Annotated in this window: 19 protein-coding genes; all 19 read left to right on the forward strand. The window is 43.3% G+C overall.

What is annotated here, in order from left to right:
- The first annotated feature begins 33 nt into the window (after positions 1-33).
- The 19 genes from CWB76_RS11465 (at position 34) to CWB76_RS11550 (ending at position 20072) form a co-directional block, all read left to right on the forward strand.
- Entirely contained in the window at positions 34-1212 is a 1179-nt protein-coding gene (locus CWB76_RS11465) for a phage protease (RefSeq protein ID WP_138607709.1), read from the forward strand.
- Positions 1212-2120, forward strand: a complete 909-nt coding sequence (locus CWB76_RS11470; protein WP_138607711.1) for a Mu-like prophage major head subunit gpT family protein — start codon at positions 1212-1214, stop codon at positions 2118-2120. The genes CWB76_RS11465 and CWB76_RS11470 overlap by 1 nt, the downstream gene beginning before the upstream one ends.
- A 69-nt stretch (positions 2121-2189) precedes the next feature.
- Positions 2190-2675: an HI1506-related protein gene (locus tag CWB76_RS11475; protein ID WP_138607713.1), complete on the forward strand. Its 486-nt coding sequence runs from the start codon at positions 2190-2192 to the stop codon at positions 2673-2675.
- The gene (locus CWB76_RS11480; RefSeq protein WP_138607715.1) at positions 2676-3104 is read left to right on the forward strand and encodes a gp436 family protein; all 429 of its coding nucleotides are present in this window, start codon (positions 2676-2678) and stop codon (positions 3102-3104) included.
- On the forward strand, positions 3104-3523 hold the full coding sequence (locus tag CWB76_RS11485) for a phage tail terminator protein (RefSeq protein ID WP_138607717.1): 420 nt from the start codon (positions 3104-3106) through the stop codon (positions 3521-3523). Before CWB76_RS11480 ends, CWB76_RS11485 begins: the two co-directional genes overlap by 1 nt.
- A gap of 1 nt (position 3524) precedes the next feature.
- Positions 3525-4277, forward strand: a complete 753-nt coding sequence (locus tag CWB76_RS11490) for a phage tail tube protein (protein WP_138607719.1) — start codon at positions 3525-3527, stop codon at positions 4275-4277.
- 80 nt (positions 4278-4357) lie between these two features.
- Positions 4358-7933 carry a tape measure protein gene (locus CWB76_RS11495; protein ID WP_138607721.1) on the forward strand — a complete coding sequence of 1192 codons (3576 nt, stop codon included), beginning with the start codon at positions 4358-4360 and terminating at the stop codon, positions 7931-7933.
- On the forward strand, positions 7930-8292 hold the full coding sequence (locus tag CWB76_RS11500) for a hypothetical protein (RefSeq protein WP_138607723.1): 363 nt from the start codon (positions 7930-7932) through the stop codon (positions 8290-8292). Before CWB76_RS11495 ends, CWB76_RS11500 begins: the two co-directional genes overlap by 4 nt.
- A 10-nt stretch (positions 8293-8302) precedes the next feature.
- Complete coding sequence (locus CWB76_RS11505; RefSeq protein ID WP_138607725.1) at positions 8303-10417, forward strand: hypothetical protein; 2115 nt, start codon at positions 8303-8305, stop codon at positions 10415-10417.
- Between the two features lie 4 nt (positions 10418-10421).
- Positions 10422-11384 carry a hypothetical protein gene (locus tag CWB76_RS11510; protein WP_138607727.1) on the forward strand — a complete coding sequence of 321 codons (963 nt, stop codon included), beginning with the start codon at positions 10422-10424 and terminating at the stop codon, positions 11382-11384.
- Complete coding sequence (locus CWB76_RS11515) at positions 11377-12018, forward strand: hypothetical protein (protein ID WP_138607729.1); 642 nt, start codon at positions 11377-11379, stop codon at positions 12016-12018. The genes CWB76_RS11510 and CWB76_RS11515 overlap by 8 nt, the downstream gene beginning before the upstream one ends.
- Positions 12015-13745: a hypothetical protein gene (locus CWB76_RS11520; RefSeq protein ID WP_138607731.1), complete on the forward strand. Its 1731-nt coding sequence runs from the start codon at positions 12015-12017 to the stop codon at positions 13743-13745. Before CWB76_RS11515 ends, CWB76_RS11520 begins: the two co-directional genes overlap by 4 nt.
- Positions 13738-13962 (forward strand): hypothetical protein, encoded by a 225-nt coding sequence (locus tag CWB76_RS11525; RefSeq protein WP_109874449.1) that lies wholly within the window; start codon positions 13738-13740, stop codon positions 13960-13962. Before CWB76_RS11520 ends, CWB76_RS11525 begins: the two co-directional genes overlap by 8 nt.
- Before the next feature lie 77 nt (positions 13963-14039).
- On the forward strand, positions 14040-14213 hold the full coding sequence (locus tag CWB76_RS20085) for a hypothetical protein (protein ID WP_171039626.1): 174 nt from the start codon (positions 14040-14042) through the stop codon (positions 14211-14213).
- Entirely contained in the window at positions 14213-14785 is a 573-nt protein-coding gene (locus CWB76_RS11530; RefSeq protein ID WP_109874450.1) for a hypothetical protein, read from the forward strand. The genes CWB76_RS20085 and CWB76_RS11530 overlap by 1 nt, the downstream gene beginning before the upstream one ends.
- A gap of 23 nt (positions 14786-14808) precedes the next feature.
- Entirely contained in the window at positions 14809-15111 is a 303-nt protein-coding gene (locus tag CWB76_RS11535; protein WP_138607784.1) for a hypothetical protein, read from the forward strand.
- A 660-nt stretch (positions 15112-15771) separates the two neighbouring features.
- Positions 15772-17151, forward strand: coding sequence for an MATE family efflux transporter (locus CWB76_RS11540; RefSeq protein WP_138607733.1), 1380 nt, complete (start codon positions 15772-15774; stop codon positions 17149-17151).
- Positions 17148-19142, forward strand: coding sequence for an excinuclease ABC subunit UvrB (gene uvrB, locus CWB76_RS11545; RefSeq protein WP_075169026.1), 1995 nt, complete (start codon positions 17148-17150; stop codon positions 19140-19142). The genes CWB76_RS11540 and uvrB overlap by 4 nt, the downstream gene beginning before the upstream one ends.
- Positions 19143-20072 carry a class I SAM-dependent methyltransferase gene (locus tag CWB76_RS11550; RefSeq protein ID WP_138607735.1) on the forward strand — a complete coding sequence of 310 codons (930 nt, stop codon included), beginning with the start codon at positions 19143-19145 and terminating at the stop codon, positions 20070-20072.
- The last annotated feature ends 3 nt before the right edge of the window (positions 20073-20075 follow it).

Consider the following 20075-nt stretch of genomic DNA (forward strand, 5'->3'; position numbering starts at 1 on the left):
ACTGAGCACAGATTATTCAAACTGTGCTCAGCCATGAAAAAACCATTTACCAAACAAAGCTTACTTGAAACTACAATAGGACTCGCTGTTTTATCAGCTAGCAAACCTGCCGACCTAGGCTTTGCTGCGTGCCGCTTTGCAAGCGAAATAAACGAGCAAGGTATAAGCGAGCGCGTAATGGTAATGCCCGACGGCTATTTTAAATCGCACGATGGCCGCCCGTTCGACGTACCTGCTAATGCCTGGTTACTAGACCAAGCCGCATTTGAGCTACTTAAAAGCACAGCAAGCACCCGCACCAACGACTACCACTTTGACTACGAGCACCAAACCCTACACGCCGAAGAAAACGGCAAGCCAGCCCCAGCAAGCGGTTGGTTTAACCCAAGCGACTTAGAGTACGTGCCAGGCGAGGGGCTTTATGCCCTTAATGTAAGCTGGACACCTAGCGCACGTGCGCACCTAAAAAACGACGAGTACCGCTTTATCAGCCCTGTTTTTCATTACGACAAACAAACAGGTCGCCCAACCAAATTACGCCATTTTGCCCTTACCAACGACCCAGCGGTAGACGGTATGGACAAAGTAGCGGTTTTAAAGACTTCTAAAACCCATGTTAACAATGGAGATACACCCATGAATGCAGCTCAAAAATTGCTGAGCTTGCTAGGTATTACTGTGGATGGTGACAAAATCACCGATGCAGACTACACCCAAGCAACAACAGCGCTCACTGCTTTAAAGGCTAAGGCCGACGAAGCCGACTCGCTCACTACTCAGCTAAGTAACGCAAACGATGCCGTTGCCGCACTAAAAGCTAATAGCCCCGATTCTGAGGTTAATTTAGCGAAGTACGTGCCGGTTGAAACCTACAACGCATTGCACACTGAAATGGTTGCCCTTAAAAGCACCAGCGACACCCAAACGGTTGAGCAGGAAATTAGCAAGGCTAAACAAGATGGCCGCATTATCGCCAGCGAGGTTGAATACTTAACGAGCTTAGGTAATCAGCAAGGCGTTGTTGCGTTAAAGGCGGTGTTAGATGCCCGTTCACCTATTGCAAGCTTAACGGCTCAGCAAACCACCCACGCACCTAAGCCAGAGCAAGACAAAGACGGCTTAGCAGCACTCACAGCAGAAGACAAGTATGCAGCAGACCAGCTAGGTCTTAGCCATGCTGCTTATGCCAAAGCTAAACAGGAGCAAAACTAATGGCTTTAGTGACCCCAGCACTTTTAACCGCATTGTTTACTGGTTTTAAAACCGAGTTTGAACAAGGTAAATCAGAAGCCACACCGCAATTTACAAAAATTGCCAGTGTAATTAAATCAACATCGGCCAGTAATACCTATGGCTGGTTGGGTAAGTTCCCAAGCCTGGCTAAATGGATTGGCGATCGTAATATTCAAAGTATGAAATCGCAGGCGTACACCATTACCAACGACGATTACGAGTCAACGGTAGGCGTAGACCGCAACGACATTGAAGACGACAACCTAGGCGTGTACTCACCTATTTTTAAAGAAATGGGTAACGCCGCAGCTATTCACCCAGACGAAATGATTTTCCCATTGCTGGCCGCTGGTTTTACAACCTTGTGCTACGACGGGCAAAACTATTTTGATGTTGATCATCCGGTTTATCCAAATGCCGACGGCACAGGTGTAGCGGTGTCGACTGCCAATATGGCCGAAGATGTAGCCTACGAGGGTGAAGCCTGGTACGTACTCGATACCTCAAAAGCCCTTAAGCCGCTAATTTTTCAAGAGCGTAAAAAGCCTAACTTGCTTGCCATGACAAAAATGGACGACGAAGCCGTATTCACTCGCAAAGAATACCGTTACGGGGTTGATTGCCGTGATGCAGCAGGCTTTGGTTTTTGGCAGTTGGCCTTTGCTAACAAACGTGCATTAACGCCAGATAACCTATGGGACAGCATCGGAAAAATGCGCAGCTTCACAGCCGATGGTGGCCGTAAGTTGGGTATTAAGCCAACCATGTTAGTTGTTCCTGCAAGCATGGAAAAGCTAGCCACTCGCATGTTAGAGCGTGAAATGGAATCAAACAGCTCGAACGAACTTAAAGGCCGCGTAGAGCTATTAGTAGCTGACTACCTTTAACCACCCATAAAACCCTATTAAGCACGGGGCTTTAAAGCCCCCACGCTTTAAACCAGGAGTAATAATGAAATGGCTAAAAACCTTAAGCTTACTGCCCTTGCGGCTATCATTGTCCATTGCACGCAGCCTACGGGCTACCGTCGAGGCGGCATTAGTCTCACAAGCGGCAAGCAAACATTACCCGCAGAGCAGCTTACCCAAGAGCAGCTTGAAGCAATTGAAAATGATCCACGCTTATCGGTGCAAGCTGTACCGCTCGATGCGAGTACTGCGCAGAACCCACAGCTGGACGCAGATAACGTGGGTGCAGATTTAGATGACCCTATGCTTTATGCAAACGTTGATTACACCCAAGCCCCAATTGAGCTACAACCGATTATTGCATTAATGATTGATGCACAAATGGAACTTAAACCTGCTGTTCTCGACTTGACTTACGAAGCGCCAGGCGAAAACGAAGGTGAAGTAATTAAGGTTAAGGTATCAGCTGCTGATCGTGATGCTGCTTGGTATTGGTTACAAGATGAATTAGCCAAAGCAGGCGAGGGCGAGTAAATGGCCTACGCAACAATAGCCGCAATGCAAAAGCGCTTTGGTGAGCGCGAGCTTATTTATTTAAGTGAACGCGACGACGCCCCCGCTGATGTAATTAATACCGCAGTTATTGAGCAGGCCATTACCGATGCAAGCGACATGATTAACGGCTATTTAGCTGGGCGTTATGAATTGCCGCTTGTAACGGTGCCTAACCTACTTGAGCAATTTTGTTGTGATATTGCCCGTTATAAATTAGGCACAAACGACACCCCAGAGCACATAGAAACCCGTTACAAGGAAGCAGTAAAGTTTTTAACCTCAGTGGCTAAAGGAGAACTAAGCATTGGGGTTAACGCACTAGGCGAAGACGCAAAAGTGCAAGACACCGCCACCATACAAAGCGCAGGTACTGTGTTTTCACGTGAAAAGTCAAAGGGGTTTATTTAATGTTTGAAATTACTACCGACTATTTTGCCGCTCAAAATCCGCTTAAACAGGCACTTGAACAAGTACCAGGCATTAAGCGTGTTTACCTAAGCGACGAGCTAGCCGACGTAAAAGAAGACCGCCAAACAACCCCTAGCATTCACCTTATGTACTACGGCGATAACTTACCAGAGAGTAAAAACGCCGGCCATTTAATGCAGCTAACCCAAACATGGATTGTTGTACTGGTAGTGCGTAAGCAAGACACAAACGCAGGTGAGCACCTAACTAACATTATTCGCGCTATGGCGGGCAAAGTGCTTAACGGCACGGGGCCATGGCTTAGAGTAAACACCCCAGCTAAACCCCAATTCACCAAAGGCCATGCGTATTACCCGCTGGCTTTTACTTGTCAAATGAGACTTAAAGGAGCGCTTTAATATGAGCGACGGTATTTTACTAGCGGGCAACATTTTTGTAGACCGCTTAAATGAGCAAGGCATAAGCACCGGCCAAATCTTTGGCCCAATTAACACCACTAAGCTAGGCATTAAGGCCGAAGCCGATTCGGTTGTACGTACATCAAATAAAAAGGCCACTAAGGGCCAAACACTTGATGACGTAAAAATAGGTAAGCCAACCGTTATTACATGGGAGTTTGACGACCAGCCAGCCGAAATGATCGCACTGGCACTTATGGGTAATGTGGCTTCAATTAATGACGCGGCCGGTACTTTAACCGATGAAGCCGTAACCATGCCTGCTAACCAATCTTGGGTTTCAGTACCAGGGCAAAACTTTACAAACGACGTAGTAGTAAAGCAAGCCACAGTAACTTTAGTTGCCGGTGTTGATTACGAGTTTAACTTTGCGCTGGGCATGATTCGCGCCATTAAAGGCGGTGCATTAGACGCTGGTGGCAGTATTACTATTAACGGCACCTACAACGCCCGCACTGGTAAACGCATTAACGGTGCAACAGTAAGCCAAACACGCTTACGTATTTTTGGCGAGGGCACAAACCTAGCCAATGGTAAGCAAGTTAACTTTGAAATTTACGACACATCAATGATGCCAACCTCAGAGCTTGACTTAGCAAGCAGTGAGTTTGTAACCGCTGCGCTTGAGGGCACAGCTAAGCTGGTAGCAAACAAAAATGAGCCGTACTACATTGACGAGCTAGACGCTGAATAAGCCCTATTAAGCGTATTTATAAAGGGGCATTGTTTGCCCCTTTATCCCCATTTAAACCTTGTTTAAACTGAGTTAACACCATGGCAGATAAAACCCTCGAATTAGCCCTACGCATAGTTGCCGAAGCCACAGGCAAGCAAAATATTGAGCAACTGGTAACAGAGCTTAAAAATATTGAGCAAAGCGCCGATGCTGCTAATCCTGCCGCTGATAAGCTCAGTGAGTCGTTAAACCAAACCGATACAAGTGCAAAACAAACCAGCCAAACAGCCGGTAAACTTGCCAACGAATTAGACGGATTAGCTAACCAAGCTGATCTAATACGTGCGTTTGAGCAGTCAAAGCAAAAATTAGAACAACAAGAAATTGCCACCGCAGCAGCTGCACGCGCATTAGAACAATTACAAACCGAAGCCAAAAACACCGATAAGCCATTTGTGCAACTTGCGCGCTCACTCGATGCAGCAGAAAAAGACCTAACACAAATGCGCACCGAGCTTACCCAACAAACAAGTAAGCATGCAGCATTACAAACAGCCCTTAAACGCTCTGATGTTGATACTAATAACTTACGTGCCGCAAAGCGCGATTTAGCAGCCCAGTTTGATAAAACAGGCCGCTCAGTCGATAAGTTTAGCAATGAGCTACGCCAGGGCACTACAGCGCAACGTGCCCAAGCACAAAGCCTAGACGGTGTAATAGGCAAAGTTACCGCATTAGCCGCCGCGTATGTGGGGCTTGATCGGGTAGCCCAAGCAGTAAGCCAAGTATTTACCACCGGTGATAAGTTTGAAAAGCTAGGCGTACAAATGCAGGGGCTTATGGGCAGCATTGCCGCAGGTGATAAAGCCACCGCCTGGGTAAAGGACTTTACAAAAAACACCCCGTTGCAACTTGATCAGGTAAGCCAGGCGTTTGTAAAACTTAAAGCCTTTGGCCTTGATCCAATGGATGGCACCTTGCAGTCAATTACCGACCAAGCATTAAAGCTAGGCGGTGGGTTCCAAGAGGTTGAGGGCGTTAGCCTGGCATTAGGTCAAGCCTGGGCAAAACAAAAATTACAAGGCGAGGAAATACTACAGCTGGTTGAGCGCGGTATCCCAGTATGGGATTTACTGCAAAAAACAACCGGCAAAAACGTACAAGAATTACAGCAACTATCAAGTGCGGGTAAGTTAGGCCGTGATGTAATTAAAGGCTTAATTGATGAAATGGGGCGTAGTAGCGTTGGCTCAGCAGCTGCGCAAATGGCGTTATTTAGCGGGCAGGTATCTAACGCTAAAGACAACATGGATCAGTTTTATAACCTTATAGCGCAAAGTGGCGCTATGGAGTGGTTAAAAGGGCAAATAACCGCCCTTAATACCGAATTTGCAGCCATGGCCAAAGATGGCCGTTTAAAAGAATGGGCGCAGCAAATCAGTGACGCCATTGTAAGCACGGGTAAAGCAATACAAAACACCGTTACTACTATGTACGAATACCGCGAAGAAATAGCCACCGTAGCCAAAGTATGGTTAGCCCTTAAAGTAGGCACCTATTTTAGCAGTGTGATCAGCGGCGCTACTACGGCCATTGCATCGCTAAGAACCTACCAAGCAGCCATAGGCGCTACCACCGTAGCCACCAATGCCGCAGGTATTGCAGCGGGTAAGTGGGGCATGGCCTTAAAAGCCGTGGGCAAAGCTGGCTTATACACCTGGTTAATTACCGAGTTAATAGACGTAGGTTTGCTATACAAAGACCTACTAGTAGCAGAGGAAGCGCTGCGCATATCTAAGCAGCAATCAGCCCAGCAAGCCCAGCTGCTCGCTGACGAGCTAAAGTATTTATCTAATTCTACCGGTTTAGTTATTACCAACATGACCGAGTTAGACGCGCTAATAGAAGCCGGCACACTTATTTGGGATGAAGCAAACCAGCAGTATATAAATGTTGAGTATCAGCAACAAAAGCTAGCTGAGGCCACCGCTAAAACCCTAGAAGCTGAAAAACAGCGCCAGGCGTTTTTAAGCTTATCGTTACCCGAAGCCCTTAAAACCATTGAGTCATTAGAGCAGCAAGCAACAGCCATGGACGGTGTAACCGTTGGGGTTGATGGGTTTATTCAAAGCATTGAATCTGCACGTGTGGCAATACAAGGCGCGGGTGAGCAGTACCAAGGCCAGTTGGCTATTTTAGATGCCCTACAAATTAAATTTGAAGAGCACGGCGCAATGCTTGAGCGCCAAAAGCTATTTGCTGGCGATGTTGAAAAAGCCTACAAAGAGCTTGGTTTAACATCAACCAAAGCCCTAGACGATACAGCTAATAAGCTGCGCGCAGCTTACGAGCTAATGCAGCAATCAGAGCAGCCATTAGGCATACAACGCCAGGCATATTTAAAATGGGCAGAGGCTGCTATAGCTGCCGCAGATGCAACCGACCAAACTGTGCCCTCAAGTGTTGAAGCTGCCGCCGCAGCGCTTGGTTTAACGAAAGAACTCGATAAGCTTATTGCAAAAGCTAATGGTTTAAAGCCTGCAACAGATGCAAATAGCGATGCTGTAAATAAGTTTTCTGCTGAGCTAGATAAAACCAAAAAAGCCATTGCAAATAATAAAGCGATTATGGACGAGTCCACGGCTTCAGCAGAGCAAAAGAGAATAGCTCAAGATGCACTAAATAAGCAGACTGGCTTGGTTATAGAGCAAGAGCAAGATTTAGCACGTGTTCGTGAAATAGAAACCATGAACTTACAGCAGCTCAATGTTGAAAATAACAAGCTGCAAAAAGAGCTGAGTGATGTAGAAACCCAATATAGAAACAACGCTATAACAGCTCAGGACTACTCTGAGAAAAAAGAGCGTATTGGCGCGATTATGTCAGTTGTGAATGGGTTGCTTGGTGAGAATAAAATAGCTCAAGATGCGGCCACAGCCTCTACACGCGAAGCTACGCAAGCCACTAACGACCAAGTAAAAGCTAACGAATTTGCCACTAAAAGCCTACGTGAGCAGCGCGACGAGTTAGACCGTGTATCACGTTCAGCAAGCACAGCAGCTACCAGTGTAGGGCGTTATAACTCAGCACAGCGAGCCAGTGTAAGCGATGTTGTTGACTACCAAGAAAAAAACGGCACAGGCGCATACGACCTAGACACCAAGGCCATACGTGACGAAAAAGCAAAACGTGCTAATGAGGGTTTTTCTAATAGCCAATTTGGTAAATTTAGCAGCCAAATTGATAACGCCAGCACCAGCGCCGCCCTTAGCGATTTATACAATAAAATTAATAAGCAGCTTACGTATTTAACACGTGAGCAAAAAAGCACATTAAATGCAGCCATTAACGCACAGCGAAACGCGCTAAAAGCGCAGCAAACAGCTCAAAAAGCGGTGCAGCAATATGTACCACCTACGTACAGCAGCACCCCAAGCAATTCGCAACCTAGCAATAACACGCCTAGTTACAGCGCCTCTAACACTCAGTTAAACAGCCTTACTAACGCTATTAACCAGCTTGTTGCGTTGCTTAAAAAGCAGCAACCAAGTACCAGTAACGTTAAAACAGTACGCTTAGAGCTTGCCTTGCCTGGTGGGTTATCGGCCAATGTGTTGGCTGAGTTTGAAGAGCAGTTTTTACAACGCCTAGAACAGTTGAGTAACACCCAATGATTATTATTAACGCACAGCAATTAGATAACTTCACCTGGCTTGATGAAATCGACTACATACCGGTTGCCGAGCAAGCAGAGCGCGCATTAAATGGCGCACAGCACATAGAAAAAACCCTTATACCACTAGGCCGCCCAATTAACTTATACAGCGATTTTGAACAGGCAAGCGTAGTTAATCCATTACTTGAGCATGCAAAAACCACGCTAGACGCATTTGAAATAACCATACGCGGCACGGTGTTTAATGTGGTGTGGGACCACACCCAAAAAGCAGTAGAAGCCACGCCACATACTTACTTTTCAGACGCAGCACCAACCCATTATCAAAACATAAACTTACGTTTAAAAACCGTTTAAAGGCCAAATAATGCTTAGAACCGATTTAAAAATATTTAAACCACAGCGCATTGGTAACGAGCTATACGCTGGCGGCCACCGCACAAGCAATGCAATTGTAAGCGGCAAGCTTAACGATGTGTTTAGCTCAATTAGTGACATTGATCATGCGCGTTCATCGTTTGATTTAGTAAAGCTTTACCCAGCGCTTAGCACAGACGATGCAAGCCGCTTGCAAGATGCGCATATATTCTTAAGCGACCAACCAGACGATGCACTTGTAAACGTACTGCTAGTAGAAGCACAAGAGCTAAAAGATACTGACACCGTAGCCGAAATGCTGCCGTTGCTTGCGGCAGAAACCACTAAATACCACGGCACAAGCTTATTAACGGCCCAAGTTCCAGCACAAGGCCAATTACTCACCGTTGAGTCGGTTAGTCGCTCGTTAACGCCAAGCATTAAAACTGTTAGCTCTAAAATTGGCCTGCGCCCCCAAGCCGAAGAGTTAGCCATTTACAGAACAAAGCGACTTTTAAGCTATGGGAAAATATCAGAAGTAAATATTGAGGTTCCCGATTTACTTACGCAAAGCCCTAATTTTCATGCTGAATATCAGTACGAAGCCTACGTTGGTCATGGTTCACTTGGTGGCACTAGGCTTCAAACAATAACCAGAAAGCTAACACAAGAAGAGCTAACACGTATCGGTAATTCAATATCAGTAACGCTTAATCCAGCTGTTACAAAAGATCAGTATTTTACGCTGTTTTATATGTCTGATGAGGACTTACGCTTTCACTCATTTACTACTAGCCAAACCATTACGCTAGGCGCGGGTGAGCGTGTTTTAAAAGGCCATGTACGCCTTAAAAAAGCCACCGAAGAAACAATATATACAGATGACGGTCAAGGGCGTTTTATTTCTTCAGCCGGTTATATATTTGCGAGCATTAACTATGAAACAGGCGTTATTACTGAAATTGACCCTGTAGACTACAGCGGAACAATTACCGAAAACTTAGGTGCTATTATAGAAAAAGGAGATCGTACAATCAGCGCTAAACAGTGGCAGCTACCCGACAGCACCTTTGCGCGCGACTCGCTTTATATCACCTACAAGAGTGCAACCGGCACCACGTTCTCAGCATCAAGCGATTTAAGCGGCAATATTACCGGCACTAATTGCACCGGCACAGTAAGCGAAACGGGCTATGTTGACATTGAGTTTAGCCAAGGGGTAAAGCCTGCATCTATTACTTACGACTACAACCAAGTAGAAGTAACCACCGTACCCTCACCACCAGGCGGCTTTGATACCTCAACGCTACCAAATAACGGTAATGTGCGTATATTTCACGAGTTTACAACAGTCAGTGTGCAAAACCGTTCACGGTCAAGCGCAGCTACACTAACAAGCGGCCAAGTGTTAAACGTATTGGCCGATGCCGACTTTATCGACATTGTGGATAGCACAGGTGCAAGCCTTTGGTCTGTAACCGATGACAACTACAGCTATAACAGCGACACAGGCTCACTAACAATAAATGCAGGCATTAGCGCTTTTACAGCCCCGTACATAGTAACGGCTATTCAGTCAGAGCTTGCAATAATTCAGGCCATACAAGGCAATGAAATAAGCCTACTAACACCACTTAAGCGCGCTTACCCAGCAGGCTCTACGTTAAGCAGCGTACAGGTTTTAGGTGACTTTCAAGCGCAAACAAAAGACGAGCGCACACTAGCAGCATGGCAAAACAACTTTGCTGATTTTGGCGCATCGGCATCAAGCGCAATTAACACCATTCAATACCCAATCGAGGTTACGAACATAGGTGTAATAGCACAGCGCTGGGCAATCGTATTTACCTCAACAACCGCTTACAACGTAATCGGTGAGTCTGTTGGCAATATTTACAGCGGCGACATTTTAAACGACTGCACACCTATAAACACATTTGCAGGCGCACCGTATTTCATATTACGCAAAGCGGCATTTGGTGCCGGATTAAACCCTGGTGAAGCGTTTTTGTTTGAAACCATCGCAGCAAGTAAACCAACTATGCTTACACGCTCAGTATCACCCGGGCACTCTGAAATAGTGCGTGACAATTCAACGTTAAGTTTTCGTGGAAATAAGGATTAAAACAATGCCTCAAACACCTACTATTTACAGATGGGATGACCCCGGCGCACCGCAATCAGGTAATTGCACGTATAGCGAATTAGTTAACATTTTAGATAAGTGTTTAGTAACTGGGTATGGCTCGAAATTACCATTAGGCTGGATTAAAGAGTTAAACGAATCACTTGCTTGCTCATATAAAAATCTTGGCTCAGGCCATTCTGTTGTGTTTAGCAGTTCAACAGGACTAGACGATGATAAAGGTGTGCGAGTTCAATCAGCTCGCAATGTAATTGACGCTGATAATTTAGAAAATACAGGCTGGAAACAAGCTTTTAAAGTATTTAAAGATAAAAACATAGCGTGGGTAGTTGTTGGAACAGATAAAGCGTTTTATTGCTTTTTTTGTGACGTAGGTAGTTACGATATGCCGGGAACAAATCACCAAAGCGGTTTTTTTGTAGGGGATTTAGCAAACGCAAACACTGGTGATTCAGGTAAGTTTGTAGCTATTTGCTCGTTTATATCTGAAAACGAACATTTAGAAGGCACATCGGCAACATCAGCTTATGGAACAAATATTATGTTTCTGAATTATGCAGAGCAGAATGCGCTTAAGGGCATAAAAATTTATGATGCAGATGGAGGTACAGAGTTTTCCCTTTATGTCCCCCATGAGCTTCCATTTAGAACCGCCACCCCAATACCAACAACAAACATAATTCCATCAAATACCCTTAGTAAGGTGCACCTATTTCATAAATATTATAGCAGTGCGATTGATATAAATGGCACTCCTATTATAGAGAGCGCCATTACGCCAGCGGTTAGAGGTTCGCTACCGGGCCTAAACAGCACACTGGTTGGCCATCCGGAGAATATGGTTTGGCCTGCTACAGTAAATTATGGTGATAACTACCTATTACTTAAAGCAGTAAACAATATCCCTAACAGGTTAGTTTTAAATATTGAGGTGTGGGATGACTAATTTATTTGTAGGTGATTTTTCACCAGATGGCTATATTTTTTATGATGGAAGTGGCACCGGGTATACGGAAACTCCCGGCGCAAAAACCAGCTTACCAATTGAAGTTACACCAGGGCGTTCATATAAATTTTACCCCGTTGGAGGTTCTTCTTCACGCTGCCGTTGTGTTGAAATACTAAATAACGGCGCACGAAGAGATTATCAGGCTTACCCTGATGGTAACTGGACTGAGCGTGGTTATTCACCGTCTCAAGATGTTTCAGCAATACAAATATATTATAAACATGCAACGGATACAGTGACGGGTCTAAACTTTATTGATGTAACAATTGATAGCTTTATTGCTGAAAATATACTTCAAACCACAACTATAAAAACAGGATTAACAGCCACGCCTGCGTCTAAGTTAAACATAGATTTAGATCCAGATGCGGAGCGCTTAATTATTCTTGATAGAGAGAGCGCTAAACGTCTTTATTACTGCAAAGTAAGCGCACCCTTTATTGAAATTATACTGCCAGCAAAATATGGCGTTGACCCATTACTAACCTGCATAATTCTTGATGATAACCTAGCTTATACAGGCGGTATTTTAGATGGAGTAATTGCAGAAATAACAGACTTATCACAATGATTGAAATTAGGTTTAAGCAACGTTACTCGCAAGAAATAACGACATCACCAATCAAACTTAGTTTTACCATTGATGTTGTTGAGCCAGCATTAACACCTATCGGTATTGATTTTGTAGCTAGCTGGGTAACTAACGAAGTAATACAAACAGAAGTCAACAACGTTTGGTCTTCAATAAACATTACGAATACTGTAGTTATGCCATGGCTTCATGGTGATACAAATAAACAGGAATTTACAGCATTATGGTCTATCAGCTTGCCAGTCGTTAATGATGTGTTGTTGTCATTTAAAACGAACACCAAAATAGAACATAATGAAGCGAGTTCAGATTGGCTAACGAAACTACTTAGAGAAAGCCAGACTACTTCAACATATTGGCTCACATTTTTGGATAGCGAGCTACAAGAGACCTCTCTACACTGGAATTACAGGCCAATAATAGAAGCAAAGCATACCTTTAAATGGTCATCAAACCCAAATTTGAACTCCCAACAACTTGTAATACACTACGGCGAAACAGACAAGCAATACATTTGTTACTGGCGAAATCATCCATTTAAAGGCTATGTAAATTTAGAGTTTTCAGAGCCTGCACAATTGCACAATGGCCGCTTAGTTATGCGTTTTAATAACCCCGATAAAATATGCTACTGGGGCTTACCCGGTGGCCTAGTGCGGGGTGATGACGATGTACCAACCATAGATAGAAAAATACCCATTGAACCCCAGATTAGGAATACATACATTATGCAGCCAACTATCGATTGTGTGCGTGTATCAGACGACTTAAAAATACTAATTAGCAGCGTTAGTTATTCTATTTCACGCGGTCAATTTAGCGCCACATGTAACATTAAATTCTGTTCGCGTATCGACTTTGATCGTGCCCTGGGCCAAGAGCTTAAAATCTCAATAAATGGCTACGATTTTTATGTAATTTGCGAGCAGCCAAGCACCAGTAATAGCTTTGCAAATGCAAGTTATAGCGCAAGCTGCCGTAGTCGTTTTGCCTTACTATCAGCACCATACGCCCGCGCTACCAATTACACTAACCCAACGGCTAAAACACTTGCGGGGATCATGTCTGATATTTTAATAAATACGGGCTGGTCACTCGACAATCAAATGATTGATTACGCAATACCAACAGGGGCATTTAGCTATACAAATTTAACCCCAGCGGCAGCATTATTAAGCGTTGCTAAATCGGTAGGCGCAATGCTTGATATAGATAACGCAAACAAAACGGTATCTATTGTGCCGCTTTGGCCTGTAATGCCATGGGACACCGAAAGCGCTATATGCGATGTAATACTAAACGACTCAATCATACTTGAGCACAATACAAGCCAAACCATTAACCAAGAGCATAACGCAGTATTTGTAAGGGGCGAGCAGCAAGGTGTAGCCTGTAAAATAAAGCGTGCAGGTACGTTAGGCGATAAGTTTGCAAGTGATGTGGTAGACAGCCTAATAACAGATAACCAAGCAGCAAGGCAGCGCGGCACGTGTGAGTTAGCAAACAGTGGTAACAAGCAGCAAGCGACAATGCGCACTAAAATAAAAGCCGATTTGCCACCCATTCGCCCAGGTATGTTAGTAGGTGTTACCTATAGCAATTCTACATATAAAGCCACCTGCGACAGCCTAACCATAAACGCCTCTATTAACGCACAAGGCGCTATAACGGTAAGCCAAACTATTAAGGTGATCAGCAATGTCTAATACACTAAACCGCCTAGGCTCAGTACTCGATAAAACCCAACGCACAATAGCAACCATAGTCACAGTCAACCCAAATGGCACCACACTCGTTGAGTATAGTGATAGCAGTCAAAGCATTGCGCTAGGTGATAGCGTTCAGCAAGGCGCTGTGTACGTTGAAAATGGCCGTATTATGGGTGCAGCACCCACATTGCCTTACACAGAGATTGAAGTTTAATAACGTGCGCATATTGTAAATGGCTTGCTGCTAATGTAAATTTCGAAACTCGTATTTATTTATAAAGGAGTTTAAATATGAATGTTACAACCCCAACCGCACCTAAGCCATTAGAACAACTAAATAAAGTAAACACCGTTCAAGACAAGCCAGAGCAAAGCAAACAAGACTTTGCAGCTCTTCTAAACGATGAAGTTTCAATTCAAAATGGTGGAGGCGGACACCCTCTAAACCCTAAAAGACCAAAATAGTGGACTTGCCAACTCTAAACGTTTTATTAAGCTTTTCACTCAATAAGTTAGAGTTAATTGCTTTTATAGTATCGTTTTTATTGGCGCTCTATCAAAAACCAAAAAGCTTATCTATTGCTATATCTGCCGGTGTAATGTCGGTGGGTTTAGCGCTAGGTGGTTACTTACATGGTAACGTAATAAACCTGCTCAGCGTTCAAGACCAGGTTTATTATTGGTACTTAATCTGGGCTTTGTTTTCTTTAGCTCAAGCGTTCTTGGTACTGGGTGTTCATTGGTTCATTGGTGTGATGTTTAGTGATCAGGTTAAACTGGTGTTTATAACAATGGCGCTCAACGCCTTTTTAAACACCTTAATGTTTATTGATCGTAATGTTGTTGCACTTAATTTTGATAGTAGCCCTAACTTATACAGTGATGATAGTTGGCTACTGTGGGATATATATAGCATTGGGATAAATGCTAATCTGCTTTTTTTAGCGTTAGCGCTATTTTCCCGTGGTAAGTTAAAAGGCAAATATGTATGGATGTTCTTATTGTATTGTTGTTGCTTTGCGGTGTTATCGCTCTAGTCGTGTTTTCTTATAGGTTCTACATGCTGGAATCTATGGTAAAAATACCCGAGAGGCACTTACAAAAAATAACAGATGAATCACTTGTTGAGCTATGCAACTTGTTGAAACAAGAGGGAGTTCCGAAAGATATTGTTGAGCTTGTACGAAATCGTAAACTATCGAGCCGTACAGACCAATTAAGAGGTTTTACGAATAACCCTAGCAGTGACTTTATAGAGTTGATTAGAGGCGCTGAGGAGCTTATAGATAGGCAGCATGAAACAGGAGAAGACCTATCACAGTCAATATCAGCATTGCTCAGACTTGCAAAGATTAACACTTAATAGAAGAAGCAGCGTAAGCTGCTTTTTTATTGCCTTACTTATTATCACTTAACCCCGCGCGCCTATAATGATAATTTATTGTTTATCACTTAACCCCGCGGCGTTTATCATTTTGCGTCGGCGGCTACAGTTACAATTCCATTTAACGTTGTTTGCTTATTGATAACGTAAAAAAATCACAGCACCTTTAAATTTGCACCGCGTTGTAGCCCTTTATAAACGTGGGGTTGAATGAGTTATCCACGGTTTCTGTGGATAACTCTGTTTATTAAACTTTAAGAACATCAGCACCCCCAGCGTTGTAGGGCGCTACAACGATTTCAAGTATTAAAAAGCTTTTTTTTTATGTTCTTAAAAACAAAGACTTATGATTCAGCTTAGATAGCCACCTAAACGATAAATAAAATTTTTCGTGACGATAAAGCATTATCGCTAACTGTGTAATAAATCAGCAAAACCTAAAAGCTAAATGTTGCAAAAGTTATATAAATGTATTTAATTTGGTTTTTAATGTGTTTGTGCGAAATTTATTTACAACAGCATGAAAATAATAGTTTATTGATAAAAAGCGGATTAAATGGTTTAGGTTTAATAAAGCATGGCTTGAACAGCTCGGATGCTTTAAAATATGCCGTTCAGTAAAAGAGGCTTATTTATTTTATGCGCGCACATTCTCAATCACATACTCGCCCTGATTTACTCACCGCTCCAATCTTGCCTACGCTAAAGAAAATGACCGTTCCAATGATTTTTGGGATGATAACCTTAATGATGTTCAACATAGTTGATACTTTTTTTATTAGCTTATTGGGTACAGAGCCGCTTGCCGCGGTGAGTTTTACATTTCCCGTTACTTTTACTGTAATCAGTTTAGCAATTGGTTTAGGTATAGGTACTTCTGCGGTTATTGCAAAAGCATTAGGCAGTAACAATATAGAAGAAGCGCGTTTTGATGCCAGTGTGTCGTTGTTGGTAGCGGTAATATTAGTATTGGTTTTATCTGCTTGTGGCTATTTATTGATAGATCCTATATTTACCTTGCTTGGGGCAGGGGAGCAAGTACTCCCGTTAATTCATCAGTATATTAGTATTTGGTTTTTGGGTAGTGTGTTTTTAATTACCCCCATGATTGGAAACTCAGTACTGCGTGCGAGTGGTGATACTAAAACACCAAGCATTATTATGGGCGGAGCTGGGCTTATTAATGCCGTACTCGATCCGATGCTTATTTTTGGCTTTGGTCCTATTCCCGCATTAGGTATTAAAGGGGCCGCTATTGCCAGTGTTATAGCTTGGGCAGTTGCAGTGGCGATTATTTTATACATATTAATTTTTAAAAAGCAGTTGCTTAGTTTAAAAACGGGCAAACAAACTATTGTTGGTGCAATTCGTAAAATTTTAAAAATTGGTTTGCCGGCAGCGGGGGCTAACATGCTCACCCCTGTTGCTATGGCGGTAATGACCGCATTGGTTGCTCATCATGGCCCCGAAGCTGTGGCAGCTTTTGGGGTAGGGAGTCGAATAGAATCAATAGCGAGTTTAGTGGTATTAGCTTTGTCGATGACCTTACCACCTTTTATTAGCCAAAATTTTGGGGCAAGTCATTTTTCTCGCGTAAAAGATGCCTATCTAGGTACGCTCAAGTTTGTAATGTTGTGGCAGTTTGTTATTTATATTGTATTAATTATTTTTTCAGGCGTCATTAGTGAAATATTTGGTAAAGAGCAAGCGGTTGTTGATGTCATCAAGCTGTTTATTTATACCATTCCTTTAAGTTATGGCTTGCAAGGAGTGATCATTTTATCAAACTCCTCGTTTAACGCTTTACACAAACCCATGAACGCCTTAGTTTTGAGCGTTATTCGATTGTTTGTTTTTTATATTCCCTTTGCGTATATCGGAAACGAACTCGCAGGCTTAATCGGCTTGTTTATTGGCGCGGCCATTGGTAATTTATTCACAGCCCTTGTAGCCTACAAGTGGTTTATGAAAGAAATTGAAGCGTTAAGCAGTCAAGCATTACAGGAGTGTAGTCATTGAGCGATCATTTTCAGTTAGTATCAAAATTTAAACCCGCAGGGGATCAGCCAACCGCTATTGCTCAGTTGTGTGAAGGCTTAGAGGCCGGACTGGCCCAGCAAACCTTATTAGGCGCAACGGGAACCGGTAAAACGTTCACTATGGCTAACATTATTAGTGATTTAAACCGGCCAACTATTATTATGGCGCATAATAAAACCTTAGCGGCTCAGTTGTATGGCGAAATGAAAGAATTTTTTCCACACAATGCGGTTGAATACTTTGTATCTTACTACGATTACTACCAACCTGAAGCCTATGTGGTAGCCAGCGACACCTTTATCGAAAAAGACGCATCTATTAATGAGCATATAGAGCAAATGCGACTCAGTGCCACCAAAGCGCTTTTAGAGCGACGCGATACCATTATTGTTGCCTCTGTATCGGCAATTTATGGTTTGGGCGATCCTGACTCATACATGAAAATGATGCTGCTTTTAAAAGTGGGTGAAAAGGTCGACCAACGTGACATGCTGCGCCGTCTTGCAGAGCTACAATATACGCGAAACGATATTGATTTTAGTCGCGGTACATACCGCGTTCGTGGTGAAGTAGTTGATATATTTCCAGCTGAATCAGACACCTATGCAGTGCGTGTAGAAATGTTTGATGACGAAGTTGAACGCTTAAGTATTTTTGACCCATTAACCGGTGCGGTAGAAAAACACATAGTGCGTGCCACTATTTATCCTAAAACTCACTATGTAACGCCACGAGAAAAAATTCTCGAAGCCATAGAAAAAATTAAAACCGAACTCAAAGAGCGCAGAGCACAATTGCTCAGCGCAAATAAGTTAGTAGAAGAGCAACGCATAGCTCAGCGTACCCAATACGATATAGAAATGATGACCGAGCTTGGTTATTGCTCTGGTATTGAAAACTACAGCCGTTATTTATCGGGGCGTACACCTGGCGATCCACCGCCAACATTACTGGACTATTTACCCGACGATGCATTAATGATTATTGATGAATCGCACGTAACCGTCTCGCAAATTGGTGCCATGTATAAAGGTGATAGAAGCCGTAAAGAAAACCTCGTTGAATATGGTTTTAGAATGCCCTCAGCTATGGATAACAGGCCACTGCGTTTTGAAGAGTTTGAGGCCATTGCACCACAAACCATTTATGTATCGGCCACCCCGGGCGACTTTGAATTAGAGCGCAGCAACGGCGAAGTTGCAGAGCAGGTTATTCGTCCAACCGGCTTACTTGACCCTGTTATTGAAGTGCGCCCGGTAGGCGATCAGGTTGATGATTTACTCTCAGAAATTTACAAATGTGTTGAAGCAAAAGAGCGAGTGCTGGTAACCACGCTTACCAAACGTATGGCTGAGGATTTGACCGACTACCTGAGTGAGCATAATGTAAAAGTACGTTATTTACACTCTGACATTGATACGGTAGAGCGGGTAGAAATTATTCGTGATTTACGTGCCGGTGTATTTGATGTGTTAGTAGGCATTAACTTACTACGTGAAGGCTTAGATATGCCAGAAGTTGCACTAGTGGCTATTTTAGATGCCGATAAAGAAGGCTTTTTACGTTCAGCACGCTCACTTATTCAAACAATAGGCCGTGCGGCGCGCCACCTTGACGGTCGCGCTATTTTATACGGTGACAGAGTGACTAAATCGATGGCCAAAGCCATTGAAGAAACTGACCGACGTCGAGAAATACAACACGCTTATAATGTTAAGCACGGTATTGAGCCCAGTGCCTTGGTTAAAAAGATACTTGATGTAATGGATGTAGGTGAAGATGCCTCACCGCAAGACAATCTACAGCTTATTCGTAAAGACTCTAAAAAAATCCTCAGTGCTAAAGAAATTGCAACGCAAATTAAGCAGTTAGAAACCAAAATGCATGCGTATGCCAGTGATTTAGAATTTGAAAAAGCCGCCTCAGTGCGCGACGAAATACATGAACTACAACAACAGTTGATTAATTAAATGACAACCGATTTTACTCCCCTTATAAATGCTTTGGCAGACACGCCTTTTTCCGATAATGAGCTTTGCCGCGTTTTTCATGGGCGTGGCCACAGTGTGGAAGCGCTTAGTCATATTAACTTAGACCTTTACCCACCAAGTTTGTTTTTGGTGTCATACAGTGAAATTGACGAGGAAACACTCGCTGCACTCACCGATACGTTATGGCAATGGGCACAACAACATCATCCAGAGTTAATTACTGCATTGGTGTATCAGCAGCGAGCTGGGCTGCAAAGCCATAACACCCTTGTTCACGGTCAACTGCCAGTTCGTCATAGCGTAGCCGAAAATGGGGTGCGTTTTTTGGTTGATTTAATGAGTAAGCAAAACACCGGTATTTTTCCTGATATGCGAAAAGGCCGTGAGTTTGTTATGCAAAATAGTAAGCACGCCAAAGTACTTAATTTGTTTTCTTATACCTGTGGCTTTTCGGTTGCGGCTATGCACGGCGGCGCAGACCATGTGATGAACATGGATATGAGCAAAGGTGTGTTAAAAGTGGGTAAGCAAAACCACCAACTCAATAATGTCGATCGTGGGGTCAGTTTTTTACCGCACGATATTTTAAAGTCGTTTGGTAAGCTAAAAAAAGCCGCACCGTTTGATTTGATTATTGTTGATCCGCCCAGTTTTCAAAAAGGCAGTTTTATCTTAACCAAAGACTATCAAAAAGTGCTGCGCAGACTTCCTGAGCTTTTAAACGATACTACACAGCTATTGTTATGCGCTAATAGCCCTGAGCTTACAGAAAACGATTTTAAAGCACTTATTGAAGAGCATACTCAAGGTGCTATTGAGTTTGTTAAACGCCTAGAACCTACTGATCGCTTTATTGAAATTGATAGCGATAAAAGCTTAAAAGCATTGGTGTACAAAACAAAAACATAGTGA

The organism is Pseudoalteromonas sp. S1609 (assembly GCF_005887255.1).
Classification (GTDB): domain Bacteria; phylum Pseudomonadota; class Gammaproteobacteria; order Enterobacterales; family Alteromonadaceae; genus Pseudoalteromonas.

Coding starts and splice junctions, on each gene's coding strand:
- CWB76_RS11465 (WP_138607709.1), top strand. CDS start 34: ATGAAAAAACCATTTACCAAACAAAGCTTACTTGAAACTACAATAGGA.
- CWB76_RS11470 (WP_138607711.1), top strand. CDS start 1,212: ATGGCTTTAGTGACCCCAGCACTTTTAACCGCATTGTTTACTGGTTTT.
- CWB76_RS11475 (WP_138607713.1), top strand. CDS start 2,190: ATGGCTAAAAACCTTAAGCTTACTGCCCTTGCGGCTATCATTGTCCAT.
- CWB76_RS11480 (WP_138607715.1), top strand. CDS start 2,676: ATGGCCTACGCAACAATAGCCGCAATGCAAAAGCGCTTTGGTGAGCGC.
- CWB76_RS11485 (WP_138607717.1), top strand. CDS start 3,104: ATGTTTGAAATTACTACCGACTATTTTGCCGCTCAAAATCCGCTTAAA.
- CWB76_RS11490 (WP_138607719.1), top strand. CDS start 3,525: ATGAGCGACGGTATTTTACTAGCGGGCAACATTTTTGTAGACCGCTTA.
- CWB76_RS11495 (WP_138607721.1), top strand. CDS start 4,358: ATGGCAGATAAAACCCTCGAATTAGCCCTACGCATAGTTGCCGAAGCC.
- CWB76_RS11500 (WP_138607723.1), top strand. CDS start 7,930: ATGATTATTATTAACGCACAGCAATTAGATAACTTCACCTGGCTTGAT.
- CWB76_RS11505 (WP_138607725.1), top strand. CDS start 8,303: ATGCTTAGAACCGATTTAAAAATATTTAAACCACAGCGCATTGGTAAC.
- CWB76_RS11510 (WP_138607727.1), top strand. CDS start 10,422: ATGCCTCAAACACCTACTATTTACAGATGGGATGACCCCGGCGCACCG.
- CWB76_RS11515 (WP_138607729.1), top strand. CDS start 11,377: ATGACTAATTTATTTGTAGGTGATTTTTCACCAGATGGCTATATTTTT.
- CWB76_RS11520 (WP_138607731.1), top strand. CDS start 12,015: ATGATTGAAATTAGGTTTAAGCAACGTTACTCGCAAGAAATAACGACA.
- CWB76_RS11525 (WP_109874449.1), top strand. CDS start 13,738: ATGTCTAATACACTAAACCGCCTAGGCTCAGTACTCGATAAAACCCAA.
- CWB76_RS20085 (WP_171039626.1), top strand. CDS start 14,040: ATGAATGTTACAACCCCAACCGCACCTAAGCCATTAGAACAACTAAAT.
- CWB76_RS11535 (WP_138607784.1), top strand. CDS start 14,809: ATGCTGGAATCTATGGTAAAAATACCCGAGAGGCACTTACAAAAAATA.
- CWB76_RS11540 (WP_138607733.1), top strand. CDS start 15,772: ATGCGCGCACATTCTCAATCACATACTCGCCCTGATTTACTCACCGCT.
- CWB76_RS11550 (WP_138607735.1), top strand. CDS start 19,143: ATGACAACCGATTTTACTCCCCTTATAAATGCTTTGGCAGACACGCCT.